The following is a 20,312-nucleotide window of genomic DNA, read 5'->3' on the forward strand; positions in this document are numbered from 1 at the left end:
AAAAAAACGGGCGCGACATCCGACGTTTCTTTCGCGACAACAGCTCTCATAACTCTGAGTGTCGGAACCGGACTACCTGTTCTTCAGAATGGGCTGGCTTATTTCAATCCAAATATGCGCTTAGGTTGCGACCAAGCACGTAGCTTTCCTCGGATTAAAAGTAAGTCAGCGTTCCTGGAGACAAGCAATGAAGCTCTCTTGCGTTCCCCCAGTTGCCGCGTCATTGATCGCCACCGCCGGAAATGTTCTGCACATCGCTCCGGTGTCCAGAGGCTGGAAGGCTGATGCGCCCGCCAACGTCGTATTTTTCCCATCTACACTGACCAAGCAAGCCCTGCTCATGCAGATAGGGCTTTTGCGGCCTTCAACCCTCATTGTCGGGGACCAGATTATTGATGCGGACGTCATCGACCAATGGCGAATATCCCACCCCTTTGGAACCCTCCATTTGGTCCGCAGGGGGACAAGTCTGGATAAGGTGGCACTGGATCTGTGCGCGCTAAACGATATACGGGTGGTCAATACGCCTGGGGTCAATGCGCCGCATGTCGCAGCCTATATCGCCTATTGGTTGACACTGGCTGATGGTTCCATGCCCCGGGATGTTTGCGTGATGGGATATGGCAATGTGGGAAAAGAACTTGTCCGGTTGTTACTTGATCGAGATTCAGATGTTCAGATTAAGGTTATATGCAGACAGGGGCGAGCGCCGGATAACAGCAGCAACACGCTGTGCAAGTCCAGAGTGTCATTTGTCGCAGACTGGCGCGAGGGATTGCATGACGCTTATGCCGTGGCTATTTGTCTGTCCCTGAATGATGAATCTGCTCATCGCATTGATCGGCCTCTCATCCAGGGTTTGCGTAAACACGCTCGCCTTGTCTGCGTCGCCAAGCCGGACGTCTTCAGCGACGATGCCTTGCATAGCCTGGCAACGGGTGAAGATAGGCAACTGGTATTGGACTACGGGCCTAATACACTGGAAGCGTTTCGAATGCGCACCCAAGCGCTCGGCTGCAGTGTCTGCACGTGGCACAAACCGGCGACGCTGACGACCCAGGCCGCAACCACAGAAGCCTGCAAATGCGACCTGGATTACGCGGTCTCGGTTCAGTTGAGCCTGATGGCTCTTCGCGGTTTGGTCAGCCGCAGACTGGCATACTCGATGGCGATCCCCGCCGAGCAGGCAAATGCTGGTGCGCCGCGCGTATCAATCATCGGCCGAGGGATCAACGGCCTGTTCCAAGCCGTGATGTTTCGCCTGGCCAATTATCAGGTTACGGTTTACGGAGGAGATCAGTCCAGTGATGGCGCCAGTCACAAGCCTGTGAACATGCGTCATCTGTCAGCAACCGAGACGACAGCAAAGCCGCTGCATAACGCTTATCTGACGCCCGCTAATCAGCATTTGGCCGTTGAGTGTAATCGCGCAGGCATCGAGCTATTCGAAAAATTCCTGGCCGACAACCCGTCGCTGGCGCAATTCGCGCGGCCGGGGATTGTGCGCGCCTACGGGGATAACGCCAGCGATATAGAGACCGCAATCCGCGAGCAACAGGCTATCGAACATAGGTGCTGGCCAAGCGGCAAGCGGGGAGGTGAAGCTGTCGAGATCAGTCAACGGCAATTTCAGACAAATTATGGAATCCCTGGGATTGGCCGGGCTATTGAAGTATCGGGCTACGAGCTGGAATTTACCCAACTGATGGATGAGTTAGTAACGCTATTGAAGCGCTCTGGGGTTCAGTTTCGACCCGAGTACCTAAATCCTGTCCAAATTGCTGATCTGAGCAGAGAACACTTTGTCGTCACGGCCATGGGCGTAGAGGAACCGGAAGCTATCGCAATCATCGGCTGGTTTTTCAAGCTGCGTGCTGTGGGCGGTGAAGGTGCCGAAATGCATGGACTCAAGCTGCAATACGATCTGCCAATTGGCGTCATGAATTGCCGTCTGGACGAGGGCTGCATTCTTGTCTCCGGCGGGCAGGTTCCTCCCGATTCGACGCCGGAATGCAAGGCGCAGATATTGACGGCATGCCTGGACGCTATTTCTCGGCACTTTCCAGTGTCTTATCGCAGGGCGATCGAAAGAGGCGATTTGCAAATTATCGAATGCGCCAGGCCTGGCACCGCAGACGGTCTCTCAATTGTTCACTGGTCCGCCTACAATCAGATCGTGGCCGGGGCAACGTATGCCGGGGGCACCACGCAGGGATTGTTATGGGCCTCCCTGGTCCAGGAAATTATTCAGGCGAAAGCGCCTGATGGTTGAAGAATAAAAAAACGGGCGCGACATCCGACGTCGCGCCCGCTGAAGAAACCGCTTTAAATCCCGTTACCTGTCAAATCGCCCTGGCCACCGAAGCCTCTGGCCGGGGCGACAACAAACTCACTACTACAAAACTCACCAGCCCAATTGCCAGGCTGTAGTAGATCGGCGTGTTCGCATCCAAGCCGTCTTTGAACATGAACACCAGCGCCGTCACAAAGCCCAATGTCATGGATGCAATGGCGCCGGAGGTGGTGGCGCGTTTCCAGAAAATCGCGCCCATCAGCGGGATCAGCATGCCGCCCACCAGCAGGTTGTAGGCCAGGGTCAGGGCGCTGATCACGTCGTTAACCACCAGCGCGATACCGAGCACGGCGATGCCGGTCAGCATCGTAAACAGACGGTTGATGCTCAGGCTCGATTGTTTGCCGCCGCGCAGGCGTGGCAGCAGGTCTTCGGTCAGTACGGTGGAGGCGGCGAGCAGGCCGGCGCTGGCGGTGGACATCATCGCAGCCAGTGCGGCGGCGATCACCAGGCCGCGAATGCCATCCGGCAGCGAGGCTTTGACGATGGCGGCGAAGGCGTTGTTGACGTTGTCCAGGTTCGGCAGCAGCACATGCGCGGCCATGCCGATCAGGGCACAGGCCAGGCCGTAGAGGATGCAGTAGAAACCGGCGAACGTGCCTGCGTACTTGGCGACCTTTTCGTCGCGGGCGGTGAACACGCGTTGCCAGATGTCCTGGCCGATCAGGATGCCGAAGAAGTAGATCATGAAGTAGGTGATGATCGTGTCCCAGCCGATTTCGGTGAAGCTGAAGTTCGACGCCGGCAGCTTGGCCACCAGTTGATCCCAGCCGCCGACGCGGTACAGGCAGATCGGCAGCAGGATAAACATCAGGCCGACGGTCTTGATCACGAATTGCACGATATCGGTAAGGGTCAGCGACCACATGCCGCCGATGGTCGAATACACCACCACCACGCCACCGCCGAGCAGCACCGAGACCCAGAACGGCAGGCCGAACAGCACTTGCAGCACGGTGCCGATGGCCAGGATCGAGGTCACGCCGATCATCAGCGCGTAGGCCAGCATGATCACTGCACTCGCTTGGCGGGCCATCGGGTTGTAGCGTTTCTCCAGCACCTGGGTGACGGTGAAAATCTTCAGCTTGAGCAGCGGCTTGGCCAGGAACAGGTTCAGCGCGATGATCCCCGCGCCCAGTGCGGCGCACAGCCAGAAGCCGGAAATGCCGTGCACATAACCCAGGCGCACGGTGCCGACGGTGGATGCACCGCCCAATACCGTGGCGGCCATGGTGCCCATGTACAGCGACGGGCCCAGGTTACGCCCGGCCACCAAATAGTCTTCGTGGGTCTTGGCGCGGCGCATGCCGTAATAGCCGAGCACGAGCATGCCGGCGGCGTAGATGAGTACGACGAATAAATCCAAAGCCATGACGGCGGTTCTCCGTTTATTTTTTTAGGCTATTGAGAAGCTTTCTGCAGGAAGGGAGCCTGCTCTGGCGAGGGCGCTTGCTTTGGTGAGGGAGCTTGCTGTGGCGAGGGAGCTTGCTCCCGTTCGACAGCGAAGCTGGAGCCGGCTTTTTTAGGGCCGCTCCGCACGCCATCGGGAGCAAGCACGCCAGCGCGAGCAAGCTCCCTCGCCACAACGGCCGGGCCATAGACTTCGGCCGGTTCCGGGAACACACGCAGCAAGCTCAGGTACACCACCGACGCCAGCCCCAGCGTCACCGGCAGGCTGATATCGATGCCGTCGGCCAGGTTGCCCAGCGGTCCGACAAACTGCCCCGGCAGGTTGACGAAGCACAGGCCCACCAGCGCGCTCGGGATCCAGGCGCCAAGGCCGCGCCAGTTCCAGCCGTGGCTGAACCAGTAGCGCCCACCGGTTTCACCGCGGGTGAACACCTGCAAGTCATCCGGGCAGTAGAAGCCGCGGCGCACGATCAGGCCGATGATCATCATCACCATCCACGGCGTGGTGCAGGTGATGATCAGCACGGCGAAAGTCGACACGCTCTGCACCAGGTTGGCGGCGAAACGTCCGATAAAGATGAAGGCAATCGACATCACCCCGATCAGCAACGTGGCCTTGACTCGCGACAGCAGGCGCGGGAACACGCTGGACATGTCCAGCCCGGTGCCATACAGCGAGGTGGTGCCGGTGGACATGCCACCGATCACCGCGATCAGGCACACCGGCAGGAAGAACCAGTTCGGTGATACGGCCAGCAAACCGCCGACATAGTTGTTGGCCGCGATGTAGTCCGGCGCCTTGATCGCGACGATGGTTGCGGTGGCGAGGCCGAACAGAAACGGGATCAAGGTGGCGATCTGCGCCAGCACCACTGCCAGCATGATGCGCATTTTCGGCGTTTCACGTGGGATGTAGCGCGACCAGTCACCCAGGAACGCGCCGAAGGAAATCGGGTTGCTCATGGCCACCAGCGCCGAGCCGATGAAGGCAGCCCAGAAGCCAGCCTGGCCCATGGCGACGGTGCCGGCGAAGTGGCTGTCGAACGCTGGTGCGAATGCGAAGATGCCCAGCAAAAACAGCAGGCTCGCCGCCCCTACCGCAATGCGGTTGACCCACAGCATGAAGCGAAAGCCATAGATGCACACGGTCAGTACAAGAAGGGCAAACAGGCCATAGGCCAAGCCCAGGGTCAGGTCGGTTTCCGGCAGGCCAATCAGACGTTTCGCACCACCTACCAGCGCATCACCGGAACTCCACACCGACAGTGAGAAGAAGGCAATCGCCGTCAGCAGCGACAGAAACGAGCCGACAATCCGCCCATGCACACCAAAGTGCGCACCGGAAGACACAGCGTTGTTGGTGCCATTGATCGGCCCGAACAAGCCCATCGGCGCCAGGATCAGCGCGCCCACCAACACGCCCAGCACAATCGCCCAGACCCCAGCCTGGAACGACAAGCCGAACAGCACCGGAAACGAGCCCAGCACGGCGGTGGCAAAGGTGTTGGCACCGCCGAAGATCAGGCGAAACAGATCCTTGGGCCTGGCGGTACGCTCGTGGTCCGGGATCTGTTCGACCCCGTTGGTTTCTATTTTGCGAATACTGTTTTCGTTGTTTTTATTATTCATGATCAGCTCCGATCACATTGGCTAAGGGGGCGGCAGCCCTTCCGGCATAGCGGACAAATGTTCGTGACAGGCCAGCCACAGGCCTTGTTGTTCTAGGTGAGACGCTTGCCGCTTGAAGACAATGGTCTCGCGCTCCTGGCTAAAAAATTGCTCCCCGTTCATGCGCAGCTCGGTGGCCACGTCATGAATAAATATCGCCACGTCACCCTGCAGGCTGACAAAGGCGTTGCTTGAGGTGCAGGACAGCACCTCAAACCCCTCGTCCGCACGCCAGCTGTCCCACAACGCCTGGTAGGCATCGCGGCTCAGCAGCGGCTGGGGGAGGGTGTAGAACACGAAGCTGGCATCGGCCGTGAACGCGCCAAAATAAGCCTCGCGGTCATTCGTGGCAAAGGCCGCCACCAGCTCGGCGGCGGCTTTCAATACCTGCTGCGCGCTCATCAGCGGTGCGCCACGCCGGGCAGTACGCAGAGCATCTCGTACAGCAGGTTGGCGCCGAGCAGCGAGGTGTTGCCGGTGGTGTCGTAAGGCGGCGAAACTTCTACCAGATCACAACCAACCAGGTCGAGGCCCTGGCAGCCACGGATAATCTCGATCGCCTGGATGGTGGTCAGCCCGCCGATTTCCGGGGTGCCGGTGCCAGGTGCCCAGGCCGGGTCGATGCCGTCGATATCAAAACTCAGGTACACCGGGCCGCCGCCGACTTTTTCGCGCACTTCGGCCATCAACGGGGCGAGGGAGTGGTGCCAGCATTCTTCGGCCTGGACCACGCGGAAGCCTTGTTTGCGGCTCCAGTTAAAGTCTTCGGCGGTGTAGCCCTGGGCGCGCAGACCGATTTGTACGACGCGGTCGCAATCAAGCAGGCCTTCTTCCACGGCGCGGCGGAAGGTGGTGCCGTGGGCGATTTTCTCACCGAACATATGGTCGTTGACGTCAGCGTGGGCATCGATGTGCACCAGCCCGACCTTGCCGTGCTTTTTATGAATAGCGCGCAGGATCGGCAGGGTGATGGTGTGGTCGCCGCCCAGGGTCATCGGGATTACGTCGTGCTCAAGGATCTCGTCGTAGGCTTCTTCGATGATGCGCACGGCGTCGAGCAGGTTGAAGGTGTTGATCGCCACGTCGCCGATGTCGGCAACCGACAGCGAGTCGAACGGTGCGGCGCCGGTGGCCATGTTGTAAGGGCGGATCATCACCGATTCGGCGCGAATTTCACGCGGCCCGAAGCGGGTGCCGGCGCGCAGCGAGGTGCCGATATCCAGGGGCACGCCGACAAACGCGGCGTCCAGGCCTTTGGCCGTTTGCAGGTGAGGAAGTCGCATCATGGTGGCGATGCCGGCGAAGCGCGGCATTTCGTTGCCGCCCAGTGGTTGGTGGAAAATCTTGTCCACGGGAGTGCCTCATCGTTGTTTTGTTTATTAGGGGCCGATTCTGCGAAAAGCGTTGGGCGGGAAGAATCGGTAGAGGCAAATACTTAGTTTAGATTTTTCTAAACTAATGCTTGGGTTAAACTCGGTCCAAATGTGGGAGCTGGCTTGCCTGCGATGGCGGCGTTGAATTCACTGCTGTCATCGCAGGCAAGCCAGCTCCCACAGGAATTTTGTGTTCCGCGGAGAACAAATGGCCAACGCCTTGCCCGACCTGAAACTCCTGCGCATCTTCGTCAGCGTCGTGCGCCACCAGGGTTTTGCCAATGCCCAGCACGAACTCAACCTGTCGACGTCGGCCATCAGCACCTACATGAGCCAACTCGAATCGGCCTTGGGCCTGGTGCTGTGTCATCGCGGCCGGGGCGGGTTCAGCCTGACCAGCAAGGGCGAGCTGTTCCATCAGGAAACCTTGCGTCTATTAGGTGAGCTGGAGGGTTTTGAGCAATATGCCGCTGCCCTGAAGGGCGAGTTGCGTGGCACGCTCAAGCTTGGTGTGCTGGACTCCACCGTCAGCGACAAGGCTTTGCCGTTCGCCGAAGTGATCGGCGCCTACAGCCTTGAGCACCCGGCCGTACACCTGCATCTGTCGGTGATGAGCCCTTACGAGCTGCAACTGGGCGTGCAGGACAATCGCCTGGACCTGGCCATCGGCGCGTTCTCCAACCGCATGAGCGGGCTGATCTACATGCCGCTGTATCGCGAGCAGCACTGGCTGTATTGCAGCACGCGGCACCCACTGTTCAATGAACGGCGTATTCCTGAGCAGGTGATTACCCAGCAGCGCATGGTCGGTCGTGGTTACTGGAGCCAGGCTGAATTGGCGCGGCATGGTTTCAAACACAGTGCGGCCACGGTGGAAAGTATGGAAGCCCAGTTGATCCTGGTGTTGTCCGGTGCCTATATCGGCTACCTGCCCGAGCACTACGCCCAGGCCTGGGCCGACAAGGGCGACTTGCGCGTTTTGTTGCCGGCAACCTTCGGCTACCAGGCGCCGTTCTCGATGATCATGCGCCGTGGCCGCAGCCGCGAACCCTTGATCCAGACTTTCCGCGATCTGCTCAAAGCGCAGCTCAACCAGGCCTGATAAACCATGTCCAGACCCCAATGCCCTCGCTGTCTCAGGCCCGTTAATCACTGCCTGTGTGCGCTGATCCCCAGCCTCGACAGCCGCACGCGCATCTTGCTGTTGCAGCACCCCAGCGAGGTCAACCACGCGCTCAATACCGCGCGCCTGGCGGCGTTGGGCTTGAACAATGCGCAGTTGGTGGTGGGCGAGGTGTTTGACGACCTGGTCACGTTATTGAATCCACCGGGTTATCAGGCACGCCTGTTGTTTCCGGCGGACGACGCGCAGTCGTTGCAAACCTATACGCCGAGCGATCAACCGCTGTTGCTGGTGGTGCCCGACGGCACGTGGCGCAAGGCGCGCAAGTTACTGCACCTCAACCCGCTGCTGGCCGCATTGCCGCGCGTCACGCTGGCTGGCGAGCGCGTGTCGCGCTATCGGTTGCGCAAGGCCCCCGGCCCCGGTGCGTTGTCGACGGTGGAGGCCATCGTGCAAGCGTTGCAGGTGCTTGAAGCACCGACCTCATTTGAACCGTTACTCAAGCCTTTCGACGCGTTGATCGACGGCCAGATTGCAGCCATGGGCGTTGCGGTCTACGAAAAAAACCACGGCTGACGTCGGGCGATATATAGCTACCGGAGTTGCCCATGCCAGCGGCGTAGGCTGACCTTTTCAGGAATACAGAAATGGTCAGCCCGATTATCAGCAGCGCGCCGCAGGACGAGTTGTCCGACTTCATGGCGGCGCAACCGGGGACATTGTTGGCGGCCCCGCAATGGTCCGCCTTGCAAGCCCTGGATGGGATGCGCGAGAAGTTCGACGGCTTTCTCGACGCGCTCAGCGTGGCGCAAAAGTTTGAGTACGTGCGGTTGCAGCAGGCCTGGATCAATGCGCAGAAAACCCTGGAACAGGCCATCCAGCAACTGACCGAGGACTTCGAGCAAAAGGCCTTGGCGTCATTGTGCGCAGCGTTGAAGACCCTCACCGGGCAGGATATAGACCCAGGCGTTGCGCGCATCCACACTCGCTACCTTCAGGCGCAGTCGCGTGTGCGGCGTGCCGCCGACGGCGACGCGCAGGGCACGATCAAGGTGGCCAGCCTGACCTTGTGGGAAGCGGCCTGCCTCAACTACGACGGCCTCACCGGTTGGAGCTATCCCGGCCGCACCGGTTTGGCTGACGCCAGTTACCTGGACACGGAGGTCAAAACCACGGCGGCCAAGTTTATTGCTTTGGTGCGCCAGCTCGATATCGGTGGGCAACTCAAAACTCAGCTCGATCAGTCACTGCGCGCCAACGCCGCGTTGGGCACCGCCATCATGGGGTTGGCGAGCGCCGAATTTGAATTCGCCTTGATCGAGGCCCTCCGGGATACCTCCGCCAGCCGAGTCGACCAGGCTAAGTATCAGCAGGTAAAACAGGCGCTGGCAGGCGCGCTGCCCTGGGGCGCGATGGAAGAGATGCTGCTGTTCATCCCCCATGGCGTGGACAACATCAGCTGGTTACCCCAACAACTGGGCTTCATCGGTCAACATATGAGCCGGCCGCCGGGGGACAGTCTGAGTGTTCCGCACTTGGTTTTTTCCGTCGATAAGGTCAAGGGGGCATTCAGTTTTTTCCCCGGCCGGCCAGGCGGTGCCTTGCGCCATCATGACAGTCACCGGGAGGCCTGCGAGGAATTTCATGTTGCGTTTCACGGGTTCTACAGCAGGGGGCACGTCGATTGGTTGTACCAGGTCATGTTGCTGCGTGACTGCGCCCGGCTCAAGCAAATCGCCAAGACCACCCCCCCACCACAGGGCCTGGAGGGCCTTGGCGCACTGATTTACAGACTGTCCAGAGCGATTCCCACGCTAAACAATGTTCAACAGATCGGCTACGTGCGCAATCCGGTAACCAAGGCGCCCGTCGTCAGCCTCTGCGATTTTTACCTCAGTCGTTGTCGAGGCAACCTGAAGGAACTGGCCCATCAAACCCCCGGCTTTATGCCGACCATGATCGAGCTGTTCCAGACCGTAATCGGTGAAATCCTTAATGTGTTGTTGATCCCGGTGCCGGGAGCGCTCAAGGGATTGGGGCGGGTACGCACCTTCGCGATGTTCGTTGCCATGGAGCGGGCACTGATCGAGGGCGGCCACCAGGCAATGCAGGGCCAGCCTGGGGAATTGCTCCAGGGGTTTGCTGACCTGGCGGATTTACTCGTCAGCGGCCGGCTACATACGCGCCTGGCCAAGAGTGTGCAGCGTCGCCATCAGCGTTTGTACCACCAACTGTCCCAGCAGCGTAGCGATACGCCAGTGGCCAAGCCTGCGACCAGCGCGGAACTGCTCGAAAGGATGCTCGATGGCCAGGCCATTGCGGCGACGGGATTGGACACTGTGCTTGAGGCAAGCGGCACGTCGCCACAGGCCCTGGATCAGGTCTGGGAGGGCGCGGCGCCGTCGGGCTCGCTGGTGGAGGCGGTGCAGCGGTTCAGGGCCGACAAGCTGATCGAGTGGGTGGCCGCAGCTGGCGAGCCCAGCGCTGTGACTCCAACTGATGCGGTTGCAGTTATCGCGCCTTTGCTGATGCAGTTGGACGCTTGGCCAGCGGACACCTGCTTGAGTATTAATAACCCCCAGGGTGTGCAAATGCGTCGCTACAGCAAGGATGCAGCCCAGCCGACGACGGCGGTGGTCGCGATCACCGCGTTGGAAAACTACCAGTTCGCCTACGCCACGCCACCGCGTATTACCGCACATTTGGCCGAGGCCATTGCGGCGTTGTTGCCGCAGCATTTCCCGCAGGGAGAACCAGCGCTCCGTCAGCAGTTGGCGGAACGCGCCAACGCCTTGAGCATCGACCTGTTTGAGGCCCTCACGCAATTTGCCGGGTCCAGCCGTGCCCTGGCGACCCCCGTAAGGGCGTCGGTACGCAGGTTATTGCCCGACAGTATCAGCGACGGCCAGACCCTTCCGGCGGTGGTTAGCGCACTGCACGCCTTGCACCCCGACGTGAGCCAGGCACGGCTGCTGGCGGTGCTGCGCGAACACCCGTTATCGGCGCACCAGCAGGCGCAGTTGCTGGACTCGAAGCTGCAACCCGAAGCGCTCTACACCGCGCTGCGCAATGCCCGTCAGGCGGCACGCCAAGAGCGCATTGTTGACGCCGTGTTCAATACTCGGCGGTTCAACCGGCAGATCCAGGACTGGGTCAAAGAGTTCGCCGGCCATGTATTGCGGGGCTTGACCGGCCAGGCACTGGTAGTCAGCCCCAAGACGCCCGGCGTGCCTTACATATCACGTGGCGAGCGAGACAGGACCATCGTCATTGTCGATCAGGGCAATGGCGCGTTCTCAGCGTTTAACCACCAGCGCTCCAGCCCGGCTCAGGTGCAGCCTGGTACCCAGGATTTCTATAGCGCTGTCGTGAGCCAACTCGCCGAGGGCGACCTGCATCTGCTGGGGTGGAATGCCCAGCGTGCCAGCACCGAATTTCGTTATGCGGTTGCCAGGGCCTTGCTGCGCAATCGTGCGTCCGATGGCAGGTTTTATCCCTCTCGGCGTGAGATCGCGCACTACGTCAGCACGGCCAATTTACCCGACGCCACGGCCGAGCCCGATGCACGCGGCTTGTACGCGCAGGGTGCGGATCTGTACCTGTTTATCGAGGGGCACCACTTCAAGGTTGTCGCGCCGCAAGGGGCTGAGCCCTGGCGTATTCAACACCCGTTTCTGGACCAGGCGTATGCGCCCGTGCTCACCCACAATGGCGCCGGCGCCTGGCGTCACGAATGGGAAAACCCATTGACCTGGGACGGGCAGCAACCGTTTTATCGCCTGGGGCCTTGGGTACGCGCATTGACACCGGATGCCATCGAGCAGATTCAGCACGTCAGCGGGGTGACGCCGGCGATCCTGCGGCGGGTGCATGTACGTAATGAACGGCCTCCCGTGATCCTGCGCGAAACCGTCGAGCGCTTCACCCTCCATCAGCGGCTCACAACGCACATGGAGGGGATGCAGACGCTAGAGGGCACTGTGGCGGGCCGCGAATTCCTCGATCACATGCTGGAAGAGATAAGCCCGCACAGCGCCGACACCCTGGTCGGGCGTGCGGGGGTTAGCAGGGCGGATCAAGTGTCCGTGCTGGAGAGCAAGGTCATTATCAACAAAGCGTTGATGGAGCGGCTTTTTTTCAAGGCGCTGTGCGAGAAGAACGCGCTGTCGTCGGCGCCTTTTGCGCAGGTGCTGCAGCGAGATTTTCCGGGTCTGACGGCAGCGATTGCCGAAGACTTGGTGAGTAACCTCACGGCTGCCGAGCGAACCAGCCTGGAGGCGGGCCGCATGCCTTTGACGCTCACCCCGTTAGTGCGTTGGTGGCTGCATTACTTGCGCAAGGCGCGGGCGTTGGAAGGGGTCTATCTGCCCGCTGCGGAGAATCAAGACAGCGCGAAATTGATCCTGCACACCCTGCCGGATATCGATGGCTGGCCAAAACACCTAAGGTTTGAGGTGTACGAAAGAGGGCGCCTGATCGACAGTATCGGTGCCATCGACGCACGGCTCAGGCGCGTGCTGGAGGTGTTGGACGGTCAATACCAAGCCTATAACCCTCAAGTTGACGGCGAGCGCCAACCGATCGGCAGTCGCGGTGGGTTCCTGAAGGTTCTACTGGAGGCACTGCCGGCCGCTGAACGCGAAGTATTGGGTTATACCCATGCGGGCGGCGTCCAAGAGTTGACGCAGGAGATTGCCCATCGTCTGGAACCCCAGCAGGCGCTGGGTGACCCCCTGCTACGCATTGGGGAATTGCTCGAAGTGGGGCAACGCCCCTGGTACCGCTTGCCGCAACGCCTGAGTGACGGGCGCGTTGGTTATCCGCTGAGTGGCGTGGGGGCAGTGGGCCGCGCAGAGCGTGGGCAAGTGGCCCGGCTGCGGCTGTTGTTTCCGAGCAAAACCGATGCGCAGGCGCTTGAAATACTCCAGGGCGTGAGCAATTCCGTTCAGGAGTGGAGGGTGGCTATCGATGGCTTATTCCGGGAGCGCAATGCCCTCAATGAAAGCCTTGAGCGTTGGTGCTTGCTGGGCAGACCCGAAAACCTGACGGTACAGCTTGAGGCCGCGACGCGAATTCGGCGCTGCTGGAGTAAAGAGGATTCTACGCGTGGCGTGCCATACGAACTTAATCTGGACGATTTGGCCCTTGAAGATCTTCCGCAGATATCGGCCTATTTTGGGCACGTGCGGGTACTGAGCTGTAAAGGTAATCGCTTATCGGCGATGCCAGAGAACTTCTTGCGAGGCTTTCCCGATCTTCGTTGGCTGCTGTTCGATAACAACAGGCTCGTGCATTTACCCGTGGGCCTGGACGAACTGAGAAACCTTTCATTACTCAACTTGGCGAATAACCAAATCCAGCCCGACCTGTCGGACGTCAGAGGGCTGGCGGCATTGACTGAATTGGTCAAACTCGACCTGTCGGGCAATCCGCTGGGCACCGGGGCCTTACTGAAATTCTACCCATTGAGGGCTCTGAAAGTTCTGATGTTGAGAAATACGGGGCTCAGCCGGTTGCCTTCAGGCGCGGTCACTTTGCGTCAATTGCAAGTTTTTGACGTTCGGGATAACCAGATCAGGGAGTTGGGCGAGCACGATCTTTACATCTATGAAAATGTTCATCGTGCATTGGATCTCAGCGGCAACGATCTTTCCCAGGACACCTATGAGCTTCTAGCGAGCTATCGTCGTCGGCCAAACTATCATGCGGTGGATTTCGGTCTTTCAGCACACTCACCGCTGCCAAAACCCTTCATTGATCGCTGGTTGCCACCGTTGCCGCTGAGCGAAGTGCCGTTGCGCCGAGTGGCCTGGGCAGCGCTGAGTTTCCAGCAAATGGCGGACCGATTTTTCAACGTTTTGTGGAACATCTCAGCGTTTCGGCCGTTGACTGCCCCTGAACATAGCGAGTTGCGCGGCGATATCACTCGCCGCGTCTGGGGGTTGATTGATAACGCCTTGAGTGACGGCCGGCTGCGGCAAATGCTGTTTGATTCGCCCTTGAATTACCGTACCGGGGGTATCGATGGTTGGTTGCTATGTATTAATGACTTGGAATTGCAGATGCTACCGGTACAGATGCTCGCGGGGGATGTGCAAAGTGCCGGGCCGGACTTTATAAACTTCTACCGGGCGCAGAGTCGGCTCGCCTCTATCACCCAAAGGGTTCTGCTAGGGTTTTCCGCCTCTGGCAACGCGACGATTCGCGAGATATGCAGGCATATTTTTGACTATCGAATGGCGCTGGCTGAGACGCTGGATCTGCCTATGCCTTTCCACCAGCGGTTCGACGTGCCAGCTGTGTCGCCTGGCCCTTTTTCGACTAACAGGTTACGCAACTTGATCCTCGCCGAAGAACGTGAGTTCAACTGGCCGGACTTGCTTAAAGGCGCGGAGCATTGGATCGAGTTTCTTGAACTGAAATACCCGAGCCATTTCAAGGCTGCCCTGCATTATTACGACGTTAGAATGACGAATATGTCTCGATTCCTGGATCGTGAAAGCCTTCCAGAGGGGCATTACGTGAAGCTCTTGGACGCACTTAAAGGGCCAAGGGAGGAAGACAGGAAAAGAGTGATAGAGCGATTGACCCAGCTGGAGTGGGCCAGCTTCGCAGCCAGTTGATCCCGTGCTTATGCCTTTAAGCCATAAGCACCACACTTTGCGTGATATGGCCCGCCGGCCTTTCCCGGTATGATGTTCGCCCCCGCAGTCTGGATTGCGAATACGCCATGACCTTGCAGTACCCTACAATCGCCGATTGCGTCGGCAACACGCCCCTGGTCCGCTTGCAACGCATGGCGGGTGAAACCAGCAACACCCTGTTGCTCAAGCTCGAAGGCAACAACCCGGCCGGTTCCGTCAAGGACCGCCCGGCGTTGTCGATGATTACCCGCGCCGAGTTGCGCGGGCAGATCAAGCCAGGCGACACCCTGATCGAAGCCACCTCGGGTAACACCGGCATCGCCCTGGCCATGGCCGCGGCGATCAAGGGTTACAAGATGGTGCTGATCATGCCCGACAACGGCAGTGCCGAGCGCAAGGCGGCGATGACCGCCTATGGCGCCCAACTTATCCTGGTCACCCAGGAAGAAGGCATGGAAGGCGCGCGTGACCTCGCCGAGCGCATGGCCGCCGAAGGCCGTGGCGTGGTGCTCGACCAGTTTGCCAACGGCGATAACCCCGAGGCGCACTACACCAGCACCGGCCCGGAAATCTGGCGCCAGACCCAGGGCAGCATCACCCATTTCGTCAGTTCCATGGGCACCACCGGCACCATCATGGGTAACTCGCGCTACCTCAAGGAGCAGAACCCGGCAATCCAGATCGTCGGCCTGCAACCGATGGAAGGCGCGGCCATTCCGGGTATCCGTCGTTGGCCTGAAGAGTACCTGCCCAAGATCTACAACGCGACGCGCGTGGACCGCATCATCGACATGGCCCAGCGCGAAGCCGAAGACACCACCCGTCGCCTGGCGCGCGAAGAAGGCATCTTCTGTGGCGTGTCCTCCGGTGGCGCTGTGGCCGGTATGTTGCGTCTGTCCAAAGAAGTTGAAAACGCGGTGATCGTCGCGATCATCTGTGACCGAGGCGACCGCTACCTGTCGACCGGCATCTTCGACGAACCCAACTGATGGCCAAGCACGAGAGAGGCCTGCGCTTTCAGCCGACGGGCGGCAGTCGCGCCCCGCAGATTCCGGTGGGCAAGAAACAACGCCTGACCATCGAGCGCCTGGCCAACGATGGCCGCGGCATTGTGTTTTTTGAAGGCCGCACCTGGTTCGTCAATGGCGCGCTGGCCGGCGAAGAAGTCGAAGCACGGGTGCTGGGCGCCCACGGCAAAATCATCGAGGCGCGTACCGAGCGAGTGTTCAAGGCCAGCGAGCTGCGTCGCCCGGCGCCGTGCGCGCACTTTGGCCGCTGCGGCGGTTGCAGCGTGCAGCACCTGCCCCATGACGAACAACTTGCCCTGAAACAGCGCATGCTCGCCGAGCAACTGTCCCGCGTGGCCGGTGTCGAACCGCAAGAGTGGGCGGCACCTTTGAGCGGTCCGGAATTCGGCTACCGTCGCCGCGCTCGCGTGGCGGTGCGCTGGGATGCCAAGGCCAAACAGCTTGAGGTGGGTTTTCGCGCCGTGGCCAGCCAGGACATCGTCGCTATCGATGATTGCCCGGTGCTGGTACAGGCCTTGCAACCGATCATGCAGCGTTTGCCGAACATGCTGCGCCGCCTGAGCAAACCACAGGCGTTGGGGCATGTGGAGTTGTTCAGTGGTTCGTCAATTGCCGTGTTGCTGCGGCACATGGCGCCGCTGTCCGAAGCGGACCTGCAGGTATTGAACGAATTTTGCACCTTCCATGACGCCCAATTGTGGCTGCATGGCGAGGGCCAGCCGGAGCCGGTAGAGCCGGGTCAGGCGCTTGGTTTTAGACTGGCGGCGTGGGATCTGGAACTGGCTTACCGTCCGGGAGATTTTGTCCAGGTCAACGCCGGAGTCAACGATGCGATGGTCGCCCAGGCCCTGGAGTGGTTGGCGCCAAAGGCCGAAGAGCGGGTGCTGGACCTGTTTTGCGGGCTGGGCAACTTTGCCCTGCCACTGGCCAAACAGGTGCGCGAAGTGGTGGCGGTAGAGGGCGTGCAAGCCATGGTCGAGCGGGCGGCGCAGAACGCCGTCAGCAACAATTTGCATAATGTGCAGTTTTTTCAGGCCGATCTGTCCCAGCCTTTGAGCGACGCGGAGTGGGCCAAACAGGGCTTTTCTGCGGTACTCTTGGACCCACCCCGTGACGGTGCCCTGGAGGTTGTGCGCAAGCTCGCCACCCTGGGGGCCAAGCGCTTGGTGTATGTGTCCTGCAACCCGGCCACGCTGGCGCGGGACACGGTTGAGTTGGTCAAGCAAGGCTACCGGCTAAAACGTGCCGGGATCCTCGACATGTTTCCGCAGACAGCGCATGTCGAGGCCATGGCGTTATTTGAAGCGGGCTAGGATGCCCGTTTAATCCGACTGGCCTGTCGTCTCCTGGGCCGTGACCTGTCAGGGAGTGGTACCTAGCCTAATGGTTGCACCGCTAGGGTTACGCAACAGGTCAGCGATGATTTTTGGCGCATTCAAGGTGCGTCGTAGGGAAGGTAAGCAAGATGGTACAGGTGAGAGCACACCAGCCGATCAACACCGACGGCAGTATCAATCTCGAGGCATGGCTGGATCATGCCGTCAGTGTCGACCCGGCACTGGACCGTGAAGCCTTGAAAGCAGCCTGCGAGTTCGCTCGTGAGTCTGAACAGCAAGACAATGCGGCCAAGAACCTGTGGGCCGAAGGCACTTCAAGCTTTCGCACCGGGTTGGAAATCGCCGAGATCCTCGCCGATCTCAAGCTGGACCAGGATTCGCTGATCGCCGCCGTGCTTTATCGTGGTGTGCGTGAAGGGCACATTCCGTTGCCGACCGTCAGCCAGCGTTTTGGCGCCGTAGTGGCCAAGCTGATCGACGGCGTGCTGCGCATGGCCGCCATCAGCGCCAGCCTCAGCCCGCGCCAGTCCATGGTGCTGGGCACCCAGGGCCAGGTTGAAAACCTGCGCAAAATGCTGGTGGCCATGGTCGACGATGTGCGCGTTGCGCTGATCAAGCTGGCCGAACGTACCTGCGCGATCCGTGCGGTGAAGACCGCCGACGACGAAAAGCGCAACCGCGTGGCCCGCGAGGTGTTCGACATCTACGCGCCGCTGGCGCACCGCCTGGGCATCGGCCATATCAAGTGGGAGCTGGAGGATTTGTCCTTCCGCTACCTCGAACCCGATCAATACAAACAGATTGCCACGTTGCTGCACGAGCGGCGGCTTGACCGTGAGCGCTTTATCACCGACGTGATGGGCCAACTGCGTTCCGAGTTGCAGGCCACCGGCGTCGATGCCGACATCAGCGGCCGCGCCAAGCATATCTATTCCATCTGGCGCAAAATGCAGCGCAAGGGCCTGGCCTTCAGCCAGATCTACGACGTACGCGCCGTGCGCGTGCTGGTGCCGGAAATGCGCGACTGCTACACCGCGCTGGGCATCGTGCACACGTTGTGGCGGCACATCCCCAAGGAATTCGACGACTACATCGCCAACCCCAAGGAAAACGGCTATCGCTCGCTGCACACCGCCGTGATCGGCCCCGAGGGCAAGGTGCTGGAAGTGCAGATCCGCACCCATGCCATGCACGAAGAGGCCGAGCTTGGGGTTTGCGCGCACTGGCGTTACAAGGGCACCGACGTCAAGGCCGGGTCCAACCAGTACGAAGAGAAGATCTCCTGGCTGCGCCAAGTGCTGGAATGGCATGAAGAGCTGGGCGATATCGGCGGCCTGGCCGAACAGCTGCGGGTGGATATCGAGCCTGACCGGGTCTATATCTTCACCCCCGACGGCCACGCCATCGACTTGCCCAAGGGCGCCACGCCTTTGGACTTCGCCTACCGCGTACACACCGAAATCGGCCACAACTGCCGGGGCGCCAAGATCAACGGGCGCATCGTGCCGCTCAACTACAGCCTGCAAACCGGTGAACAGGTCGAGATCATCACCAGCAAGCACGGCACGCCGAGCCGCGACTGGCTGAACCCGAACCTGGGCTACATCACCACGTCGCGGGCACGGGCGAAGATCGTTCATTGGTTCAAATTGCAGGCGCGCGACCAGAACGTCGCAGCCGGCAAGACCTTGCTTGAGCGCGAATTGGCCCGCCTGGGCCTGCCGCAGGTGGACTTCGACAAGCTGGCCGAAAAAGCCAACATGAAGATCGCCGAAGACATGTTTGCCGCCCTCGGTGCTGGGGACCTGCGCCTGGCGCAATTGGTCAATCTGGCCCAGCAGTTGGTCGAGCCGGAGCGCGGCAGCGAGCAGTTGGAACTGATCCCACGCAAAGCCACCGGCTACAAGCCCGGCAAGCGCGGCGATATCCAGATTCAGGGCGTGGGCAACCTGATGACGCAAATGGCCGGCTGCTGCCAGCCATTGCCGGGCGATGCCATCGTCGGCTACATCACCCAGGGGCGTGGCGTGAGCATTCACCGCCAGGATTGCGCCTCGGTGCTGCAACTGGGCGGGCGCGAACCCGAGCGCATCATCCAGGTCAGCTGGGGCCCGGTGCCGGTGCTCACCTACCCGGTGGACATCATCATCCGCGCCTACGACCGTTCCGGTTTGCTGCGTGACGTGTCGCAAGTGCTGCTCAACGAGCGCATCAACGTGCTGGCGGTCAACACCCGCTCGAACAAAGAGGACAACACCGCGTTGATGTCCCTGACCATCGAGATCCCGGGGTTGGACGCGTTGGGGCGGTTGCTGGGGCGGATTTCCCAGTTGCCGAACATCATCGAGACGCGGCGTAATCGCACACCTTGATGCGGTCTGAAAATATCTGTGGGCTGCTTTCTGTGGGAGCCGGGCTTGCGCGCGATGCAGGCGACTCGGTCTGTCTGATAGACCGAGTCGAGGCTATCGCAGGCAAGCCAGCTCCCACATTAGATCTTCATTGGTTCCAGACAATGGGCAGAGATTGACCGATGTATTCACTTGAAGACCTGCTGCACCTGATGAATCGCCTGCGAGACCCGCAATACGGGTGCCCGTGGGACATCAAGCAAACCTACGCGACCATCGTGCCGCACACCCTTGAAGAAGCCTACGAGGTTGCCGATGCCATCGAGCGCGGCGACTTCGATCATCTGCAAGGCGAGTTGGGCGACCTGTTGTTCCAGGTGGTGTATTACAGCCAGCTGGCGCGGGAAGAAGGGCGCTTCGAGTTTGCCGGTGTGATCGACAGCATCACGCGCAAGCTGATCCGTCGCCATCCCCACGTGTTCCCGACCGGTGATCTGTATGCGCCGCTGGATATTCCCCAGTTGAGCGAAGAGCAGGTCAAGCAGCGCTGGGAGCAGATCAAGTCCGAGGAGCGCGCAGAAAAATCCGACGCACCCGAGCAACTGTCCTTGCTCGATGACGTACCCACGGCCTTGCCCGCATTATCCCGCGCCGCCAAATTGCAAAAGCGCGCCAGCCAGGTCGGTTTCGACTGGCCGGCTGCCTTGCCCGTGGTCGACAACGTGCGTGAAGAGCTGGATGAAGTGCTCGAAGCCATGGCCGATAACGATTCGGTGGCCATCGCCGATGAAGTCGGTGACCTGCTGTTTGCGGCGGTCAACCTGGCACGCCACCTCAAGGTCGACCCGGAAACCGCGCTACGTGGCGCCAGCGCCAAGTTCGAACGACGTTTCCGATTTATCGAACAGGCATTGCGCGATACGCACAAACCCATAGAAGATTGCACCCTCGAAGAGTTGGACGCCCTGTGGGGCGAAGCCAAACGCCAGGAAAAGAATGTGTCCAGCTGCGGTTGAGCAGTTGCC

13 protein-coding genes are annotated in these 20,312 nt (G+C 60.3%); 8 read left to right on the forward strand and 5 right to left on the reverse strand.

The window, feature by feature from the left end:
* Positions 1 to 187: 187 nt before the first annotated feature.
* Positions 188 to 2,272 carry an FAD-dependent oxidoreductase gene (locus P5706_RS08805; protein WP_285679014.1) on the forward strand — a complete coding sequence of 695 codons (2,085 nt, stop codon included), beginning with the start codon at positions 188 to 190 and terminating at the stop codon, positions 2,270 to 2,272.
* A gap of 70 nt (positions 2,273 to 2,342) precedes the next feature.
* On the opposite strand, the gene P5706_RS08810 is transcribed toward P5706_RS08805, so the two are convergent.
* The 4 genes from P5706_RS08810 to speB are packed head-to-tail and all read right to left on the reverse strand — an operon-like array spanning position 2,343 to position 6,783.
* On the reverse strand, positions 2,343 to 3,725 hold the full coding sequence (locus P5706_RS08810) for a sodium:solute symporter family protein (protein ID WP_200431897.1): 1,383 nt from the start codon (positions 3,723 to 3,725) through the stop codon (positions 2,343 to 2,345).
* A gap of 29 nt (positions 3,726 to 3,754) precedes the next feature.
* Positions 3,755 to 5,392: a purine-cytosine permease family protein gene (locus P5706_RS08815; protein ID WP_285679015.1), complete on the reverse strand. Its 1,638-nt coding sequence runs from the start codon at positions 5,390 to 5,392 to the stop codon at positions 3,755 to 3,757.
* Positions 5,393 to 5,413: 21 nt separating this feature from the next.
* A complete protein-coding gene (locus tag P5706_RS08820; RefSeq protein WP_200431895.1) occupies positions 5,414 to 5,833 on the reverse strand; it encodes a YybH family protein in 420 nt (139 codons plus the stop codon).
* A complete protein-coding gene (gene speB / locus P5706_RS08825; RefSeq protein ID WP_056861477.1) occupies positions 5,833 to 6,783 on the reverse strand; it encodes an agmatinase in 951 nt (316 codons plus the stop codon). The genes P5706_RS08820 and speB overlap by 1 nt, the downstream gene beginning before the upstream one ends.
* A 229-nt stretch (positions 6,784 to 7,012) precedes the next feature.
* Here speB and P5706_RS08830 point away from each other — a divergent pair, with 229 nt between their 5' ends.
* Both P5706_RS08830 and P5706_RS08835 read left to right on the forward strand, forming a co-directional pair.
* The gene (locus P5706_RS08830) at positions 7,013 to 7,906 is read left to right on the forward strand and encodes a LysR family transcriptional regulator (RefSeq protein WP_017134867.1); all 894 of its coding nucleotides are present in this window, start codon (positions 7,013 to 7,015) and stop codon (positions 7,904 to 7,906) included.
* A gap of 6 nt (positions 7,907 to 7,912) precedes the next feature.
* Positions 7,913 to 8,503: a tRNA-uridine aminocarboxypropyltransferase gene (locus tag P5706_RS08835; protein ID WP_285679016.1), complete on the forward strand. Its 591-nt coding sequence runs from the start codon at positions 7,913 to 7,915 to the stop codon at positions 8,501 to 8,503.
* Between the two features lie 17 nt (positions 8,504 to 8,520).
* On the opposite strand, the gene P5706_RS08840 is transcribed toward P5706_RS08835, so the two are convergent.
* Positions 8,521 to 8,832, reverse strand: a complete 312-nt coding sequence (locus tag P5706_RS08840; RefSeq protein ID WP_285679017.1) for a hypothetical protein — start codon at positions 8,830 to 8,832, stop codon at positions 8,521 to 8,523.
* Between the two features lie 27 nt (positions 8,833 to 8,859).
* Here P5706_RS08840 and P5706_RS08845 point away from each other — a divergent pair, with 27 nt between their 5' ends.
* The 5 genes from P5706_RS08845 to mazG all read left to right on the forward strand — a co-directional run bounded on the left by P5706_RS08845 (position 8,860) and on the right by mazG (position 20,303).
* Positions 8,860 to 14,550, forward strand: coding sequence for a dermonecrotic toxin domain-containing protein (locus tag P5706_RS08845; RefSeq protein WP_285679018.1), 5,691 nt, complete (start codon positions 8,860 to 8,862; stop codon positions 14,548 to 14,550).
* A 107-nt stretch (positions 14,551 to 14,657) separates the two neighbouring features.
* Entirely contained in the window at positions 14,658 to 15,560 is a 903-nt protein-coding gene (gene cysM, locus P5706_RS08850) for a cysteine synthase CysM (RefSeq protein ID WP_017134870.1), read from the forward strand.
* Complete coding sequence (gene rlmD / locus P5706_RS08855; RefSeq protein WP_285679019.1) at positions 15,560 to 16,912, forward strand: 23S rRNA (uracil(1939)-C(5))-methyltransferase RlmD; 1,353 nt, start codon at positions 15,560 to 15,562, stop codon at positions 16,910 to 16,912. Before cysM ends, rlmD begins: the two co-directional genes overlap by 1 nt.
* A 152-nt stretch (positions 16,913 to 17,064) precedes the next feature.
* Positions 17,065 to 19,308 (forward strand): GTP diphosphokinase, encoded by a 2,244-nt coding sequence (relA, locus tag P5706_RS08860; protein ID WP_017134872.1) that lies wholly within the window; start codon positions 17,065 to 17,067, stop codon positions 19,306 to 19,308.
* A gap of 161 nt (positions 19,309 to 19,469) precedes the next feature.
* Positions 19,470 to 20,303 (forward strand): nucleoside triphosphate pyrophosphohydrolase, encoded by an 834-nt coding sequence (mazG, locus tag P5706_RS08865; protein WP_285679020.1) that lies wholly within the window; start codon positions 19,470 to 19,472, stop codon positions 20,301 to 20,303.
* Positions 20,304 to 20,312 lie beyond the last annotated feature (9 nt).

Origin of the sequence: Pseudomonas sp. ChxA, from assembly GCF_030263855.1 — a bacterium.
Lineage (GTDB): Bacteria > Pseudomonadota > Gammaproteobacteria > Pseudomonadales > Pseudomonadaceae > Aquipseudomonas > Aquipseudomonas fluorescens_CB.

Excerpts from the sequence above, each read along its gene's own strand:
- P5706_RS08805 (WP_285679014.1), top strand. The coding sequence starts at position 188 with ATGAAGCTCTCTTGCGTTCCCCCAGTTGCCGCGTCATTGATCGCCACC.
- P5706_RS08810 (WP_200431897.1), bottom strand. The coding sequence starts at position 3,725 with ATGGCTTTGGATTTATTCGTCGTACTCATCTACGCCGCCGGCATGCTC.
- P5706_RS08815 (WP_285679015.1), bottom strand. The coding sequence starts at position 5,392 with ATGAATAATAAAAACAACGAAAACAGTATTCGCAAAATAGAAACCAAC.
- P5706_RS08820 (WP_200431895.1), bottom strand. The coding sequence starts at position 5,833 with ATGAGCGCGCAGCAGGTATTGAAAGCCGCCGCCGAGCTGGTGGCGGCC.
- P5706_RS08830 (WP_017134867.1), top strand. The coding sequence starts at position 7,013 with ATGGCCAACGCCTTGCCCGACCTGAAACTCCTGCGCATCTTCGTCAGC.
- P5706_RS08835 (WP_285679016.1), top strand. The coding sequence starts at position 7,913 with ATGTCCAGACCCCAATGCCCTCGCTGTCTCAGGCCCGTTAATCACTGC.
- cysM (WP_017134870.1), top strand. The coding sequence starts at position 14,658 with ATGACCTTGCAGTACCCTACAATCGCCGATTGCGTCGGCAACACGCCC.
- rlmD (WP_285679019.1), top strand. The coding sequence starts at position 15,560 with ATGGCCAAGCACGAGAGAGGCCTGCGCTTTCAGCCGACGGGCGGCAGT.
- relA (WP_017134872.1), top strand. The coding sequence starts at position 17,065 with ATGGTACAGGTGAGAGCACACCAGCCGATCAACACCGACGGCAGTATC.
- mazG (WP_285679020.1), top strand. The coding sequence starts at position 19,470 with ATGTATTCACTTGAAGACCTGCTGCACCTGATGAATCGCCTGCGAGAC.